We start from the raw sequence: 5,625 nt of genomic DNA on the forward strand, positions 1-5,625 counted from the left end.
CTCTCATTAAGCTGGCGATCGCTGACTAGAGTGTGACACTTCATAATTCTTAGTAATCGCTAAAAGTCTTACTATACAAGGGCTAGAGCAACTTTTGATTTCAACGACTAGGGTGCGGAATGTGGGTTGTTATCAGCTTTGCAAAACAGGATTTAGGATCAAAAATAACCTAGAAGCACTGTCCCAATAGAAAACCTAAGCCACCTAACGGTGAAGTTAGGTGTACTTTCACAACTGATATCTTTAAGAACGCTTTTCTGGGTTCTAATATGGACCTAGTGGGACTTAGGCGTTTTCTGTCAGCAAAAAAGGCTCAAACCATTACGGGACAAAGGGTTAACCTCGATTTATGATTTTCCTTGATCTATCTGGGTTTCAGCGATTGTGAGCTTCTCGAAGTAAATCCCAAGCGGGGATGGGAGTTGAGGCTTTTATCGATTTGTTTTTTGTCTAAGTCCCACTATGACTTGATTATAGCTAAAAAAAGTTCGGTTTTGTGTTTAAGTCCCATTAGACTCACAGCTTCAATAAATGAGCATGGTGCGTTCCCAAAAATCTATTGGTGGAGCAGTAGGACTTGCATCAGGGAACGCACCCTACAGCTACAGCTAATTACTATTACCTGCTATTTATTACAATATGCTACTGCGACTTTAAGAATGTTTTATGTTTAAGACCATACAACATTTTCAATCGGATTTCGTACATCAAATCTGTCACCAACTTCTTAAATCTAGTATAGACTTTCTGGTCAATCCTCTCCTCTGGTGCTAAATCACCTCCATGAGCTACAGCATTGCGTAACCGCAGAAATAACTCTAAGGATTCCTTTAAATTAGGATTCGGATGTGCATAATCCTTCCAATGTTCTGGAAACTTTTCAAGTGCAAAGCTTTTGAGTAATTTGTTTAAGACGTTGAAACCAACATTACTCTCGGTATTAACAACTCTTGAAAAAGTGCAGCTATCCCCAGCGTGAAACTGTTTAAGTAAAGCAAAAAACCTTACTTTTCTATTGTCATTTGTAGGATATTCCTTGAACTGTTTAAAGGAGTTTTCCATGTGGTGAATAACTATTTCATCGCAAAAATCATGAAGATCTCTGCCAACCTTATTAAGTTCATCAATATAGAGGTTGAAAGATTTTTGGATAAAGCTTTCCCATAAAGAATAAATCATCGATATTGATTGAGTTGAGAAAATGTCTTGATGCTTTGAAGATAGAGAGTACCTTCTCGTAAAAATTGCTCTCTCAATTTCGAAAAGAACAGATATTCTCTCCTCAATAATCTCTTGCAATGCCCTATCAAAATCATCCATAGCCTATTGCTAAGTTTATTATTGAAAAATTTCATCTACTCTTTTAAGACGATTTCTAATCCGACTTCTACTATTAGAAGCGGTTCCAGAATACCTTTTGAAGTCGTTGTCACTTTTTAATTGTGTTATCTTTGATTTCAAAAGTTCAAGGTCTTCAGCATACGTCTCGATATTTTGAGCAACTCCGATTAATATCCCCTCAAAATAAGCTGGAACAAATAAGTTTCTCTCGTTTCTAAATATCTTGTTGTCTTCTATTTGGTAAATTAACTCTAAAACTCTCATGATGAGAGATTCATAAACATCATAGTCAAAATTAGCGTTCTGAACAGTTCTCTCCATAAAATCGTTTAAAAACTTCTCCATATTTTCATTAACATTTTCAGCATTTTTGTAGAAAGCAAAAAACCTAAGAACTAATTCTTGATCATATAATTCATTAAGTTTGCCATTACTTAATTGAGTAAGAGATTTGAAAACTGTGCTTTGACTAACTTTTAGTAAAAGCTCGTTAAGTCTAGGATTAACCCCTCGATAAATTGCATTTCTTATCTCCTGTGGAGTTAATTTTGAACCTCCAGAGTTGAGTCTTTTGAACAACTCATACTTCATGGAAGTACTACTTTCCCCTCTCAGAATTTCAACTCTACAAACAGCCCTTTTCAAGTTTATTTTTAGATTTGGTGGAAGATTATCAATATTAAAGCCTTGCAAGCTTTTGACCAATCCTCCTTCTTGCAAAGTCCATTTATTTATAGTTTTTATCCCTCCAGTTTCTTCCCCGCTTTCCTCATCAATTTCTTCTTCTTCGACTCCTGATCTGTCTATATCTTCTTGATAGTCAATTGTCCATCCACTACATTTTAGTTCACCAAAAAAACTTATGAAAGTAGAAACACGTTGCAATCCATCGACTAATTCCCATACACCGTTTTTATCCTCGGCCACAAATATTGGAGGAATTGGAATCGAGAGTAGAATTGATTCTATAAGTGCAGTTTTTTGTGCTTCTGACCATCGGAATAATCTCTGATACTCTGGTCTAATTATTAATTCATTATTTTTGTATAGGTTGATCAACTCCCCAAAAGAAATGTCAAGTCTATCAGACGACAGCCTTTTTCTCTCATCTGAGACTGCTTTTTCGAGTTCGGCTACTTTTTCTGCTAAGGCTACTTTTTCTGCAAGGTTTTCCATATTACTCAGGCTTAGTATGCTTTTCCAAGTATAACAAGCTAACAATGGAATTGATGACGACTCTGTGAAAGAGAGAACTCAGTTTTTAACAGCCTAACTATCAATTATACCGCTCCCTGCGGTCCCACACCCTCCTCTATCCTACTATCCCACTTCCATCAGTTAAACACCCCCTCAATTTGGGCATAATTACCGCATTTCTACAGCCAAACGTCTAGTGGTCTGTCAATCTTGAAATTGTGGATAGGGGAATGCTGCCCAATTATTCGCCCCCAATCCCTCAAAATCACCTTGACAGACCCATAGAATCGCCCTTAATTTTTGTGGATTACCAGTCCCTAACTATATTCTTCTCCGACACTGAGATTAAAGAGCATTTGCAGGGATTGTAAACAGCGCTTACGCGCTTCGATATCCTGTTGGGCGCGCAGTTGTACCATGGGTTCGTGAAGGATTTTATTGACGATACCGCGGGTCATTGCTTCGATAACTTCTTGGTGTTTTTCGGCGAATTCCGTCCCCAAACGGGAGAGGGCCTTTTCTAATTCCTGTTCGCGAATATCTTCAATTTTGCTTCTTAAACAGCTAATTGTCGGTACAGTGTCCAAAGAACGCCACCAAAGCTCGAAAGCTTCCACTTCCTGCTCTAGGAGTGCCTCTGCTTCCCTGGCCATCTGACGGCGACTTTCCTGATTGGCGGCAACCACCGCTTTGAGATCATCGACGTTAAAAGCTTGCACTTGTGCCAATTCCTTCACGTCGGTGTGGACGTTACGGGGAACGGAAATATCGATTAACATCAGCGATGTAGCAGTAATCGTCACTTCTGTCAATAAATTTTTAGTTAAAATTGGTTCCGTGGCTCCGGTACTGGTGAAGACGATATCCGATGCCGCTACCGTAGCCATCATCTCTTCTAAGCCATATAGTTGCAGCGGTAGGTTAGGAAATTCACGGGCCAACTCCTGGGCCCGTCTTTGGGAGCGATTGACGATCGCAATTTGCTGAGAACCCTTAGCCAGAAGATGAGTAACTAATAATCGGGACATTTTCCCTGCCCCGATAATAGCGATTTTTTTGCTGCTGAGGTCTGTCACCTTAGCATGGGCTAACTCCACCGCCGCCGAACTGATCGATACGGCTCCCGTGCCGATGCTGGTTTCCGTGCGGACGCGTTTACCGGCAGTCATCGCTTGTTTAAACAGGCGATCGAGTAATTGACTAATAGTATTGTACTTTTGAGCTAATTTATGGGTATTTTTAACTTGAGCGAGAATTTGCCCTTCCCCGAGGACAAGACTTTCTAAACCGGCCGACACCCGGAGCAGATGACGGACAGCATCCTGATGCAGTAGGGTAAACAGATAACGACGCAGGACATTAAGGGGAATATGTCCGATTTCAGCGAGAAACTGGGTAATTTCCACCACGCCCTTTTCCGTATCCGTAACCACGGCGTAGATCTCCAAACGGTTACAGGTGCTGATAATAGCCACCTCTTGGATGTGGGGATAACCCTTGAGGTGGGTAAGAGCGGACTCGATTTTCGCTTCCGGGATACTCAATTTTTCGCGAATTTCCACAGGGGCTGTCTTGTGACTCAAGCCCACTACAGCAATATTCATTTATGTTCTCCTACAAATGTTGCTCAGGCTACAAAAATTATTGATAAAGATCAGTGCGTTATGTCTCTAATTGTTGCAATTTAGTCCCCATCGGGATGCAAATAAAAGATGTTTGAAAAAAAACTTTATATATTTTTACCAATGGGGGCGAGGTGAGCCATGGCCACCCCACCCGGTCAGAGAATTATCTCAGTTGAATGTATTTGGGTTGGTCGAACAGGTGAACGGTATCGACAAAGCGAGCGGTTTTCGATTGGGTGGAGATAACCAAGCTTTGGGTACGAGCGCCACCATGGAAGAAGCGTACCCCTTCCATCAGGGTGCCGGGGGTGATCCCACAGGCGGCAAAGAGGACGGTTTCGCCACTGGCTAATTCTTCGCAACCGTAAACGCGATCGGGATTGGTGATGCCCATTTCTTGCAGACGAGCGATATTACCCTCTCTGCTTTCGCCGATTAAACCGGTTTTGACCACTTCGGGATCATAGATTAATTGTCCCTGGAAGTGACCCCCCAGACAACGCATAGCCGCCGCCGAGATTACCCCTTCCGGAGCGGCACCGATACCCATGAGAGCATGAATATTAGTTCCCGAAAAAGCGCAGGAAATAGCGGCCGATACGTCACCATCGCTGATCAGACGAACTCTCGCCCCAGCGTTGCGGATTTCTTGGATTAATTCCTTGTGACGGGGACGATCCATAACTACTACCACCAGTTCTTCGATCGAACGATTGAGACAATCGGAAAGAACTTTCAGGTTTTCCGTCGCCGATTTATTAATATCCACATGACCTTTAGCTGCTGGGGGAGCCGCTAATTTTTTCATATAAAAGTCAGGGGCAGCGAATAATCCGCCTTTTTCGGAGATCGCTAACACGGCCATAGAACCATTTTGACCGTAGGCAACCAAGTTAGTGCCTTCGCAGGGATCGACGGCGATATCGATTTCGACTAATTCGTCGGGATTACAATATTGTTTGGCATCAACTTGGGTACAGATACCCACTTCTTCGCCAATATAGAGCATGGGAGCTTCGTCTCTTTCCCCTTCTCCGATAACGATGCGACCGCGCATATGGATTTTATTCATCCGTTCGCGCATCGCTTCCACAGCGACGTGATCGGCGGTATTTTTTTCACCTTTACCCATCCACTTGGAGGAAGCAATGGCAGCCTGTTCGACCACTTCGATAATTTCTAACCCTAGCGTACTTTCCACTCGATGATCCTCCCTACAGCTGATCTATGATTTATCTAGTGAGTTTGTTTCCTTAACAGTCAAAAGTCTATCACCAGACGGGGATCATTCTTAAGTTTTTATGCAGATCATCTGGAGGAGACTGGTATTGTAAAGTTTTGTAAAAAATATATGCAAATGACTGCAAACAACTGCTAATATGGTTAGTACAAGTTTACATTGCAGTTCACATGAAACTATCAGATTATGCTAAGAAAAAAGGGATCAGTTATGACACTGCTT

4 protein-coding genes are annotated in these 5,625 nt (G+C 41.9%); all 4 read right to left on the bottom strand.

Annotated elements, in window-relative coordinates; all coding sequences use genetic code 11:
* Positions 1 to 642: 642 nt before the first annotated feature.
* The 4 genes from IQ242_RS15445 to glpX all read right to left on the bottom strand — a co-directional run bounded on the left by IQ242_RS15445 (position 643) and on the right by glpX (position 5,364).
* Positions 643 to 1,320, bottom strand: a complete 678-nt coding sequence (locus IQ242_RS15445) for an MAE_28990/MAE_18760 family HEPN-like nuclease (RefSeq protein ID WP_193960569.1) — start codon at positions 1,318 to 1,320, stop codon at positions 643 to 645.
* An 18-nt stretch (positions 1,321 to 1,338) separates the two neighbouring features.
* Complete coding sequence (locus IQ242_RS15450) at positions 1,339 to 2,517, bottom strand: DUF262 domain-containing protein (RefSeq protein ID WP_193960570.1); 1,179 nt, start codon at positions 2,515 to 2,517, stop codon at positions 1,339 to 1,341.
* A gap of 338 nt (positions 2,518 to 2,855) precedes the next feature.
* On the bottom strand, positions 2,856 to 4,142 hold the full coding sequence (locus IQ242_RS15455; protein WP_193960571.1) for a glutamyl-tRNA reductase: 1,287 nt from the start codon (positions 4,140 to 4,142) through the stop codon (positions 2,856 to 2,858).
* A gap of 184 nt (positions 4,143 to 4,326) precedes the next feature.
* The gene (gene glpX, locus IQ242_RS15460) at positions 4,327 to 5,364 is read right to left on the bottom strand and encodes a class II fructose-bisphosphatase (RefSeq protein ID WP_052277789.1); all 1,038 of its coding nucleotides are present in this window, start codon (positions 5,362 to 5,364) and stop codon (positions 4,327 to 4,329) included.
* Positions 5,365 to 5,625 lie beyond the last annotated feature (261 nt).

It is taken from the genome of Microcystis sp. LEGE 08355, assembly GCF_015207185.1.
GTDB classification, from domain to species: Bacteria; Cyanobacteriota; Cyanobacteriia; order Cyanobacteriales; family Microcystaceae; genus Microcystis; species Microcystis panniformis.

What these genes read in the sequence shown, in the direction of transcription:
- IQ242_RS15445 (WP_193960569.1), bottom strand. Translation starts at nt 1,320, where the DNA reads ATGGATGATTTTGATAGGGCATTGCAAGAGATTATTGAGGAGAGAATA.
- IQ242_RS15450 (WP_193960570.1), bottom strand. Translation starts at nt 2,517, where the DNA reads ATGGAAAACCTTGCAGAAAAAGTAGCCTTAGCAGAAAAAGTAGCCGAA.
- IQ242_RS15455 (WP_193960571.1), bottom strand. Translation starts at nt 4,142, where the DNA reads ATGAATATTGCTGTAGTGGGCTTGAGTCACAAGACAGCCCCTGTGGAA.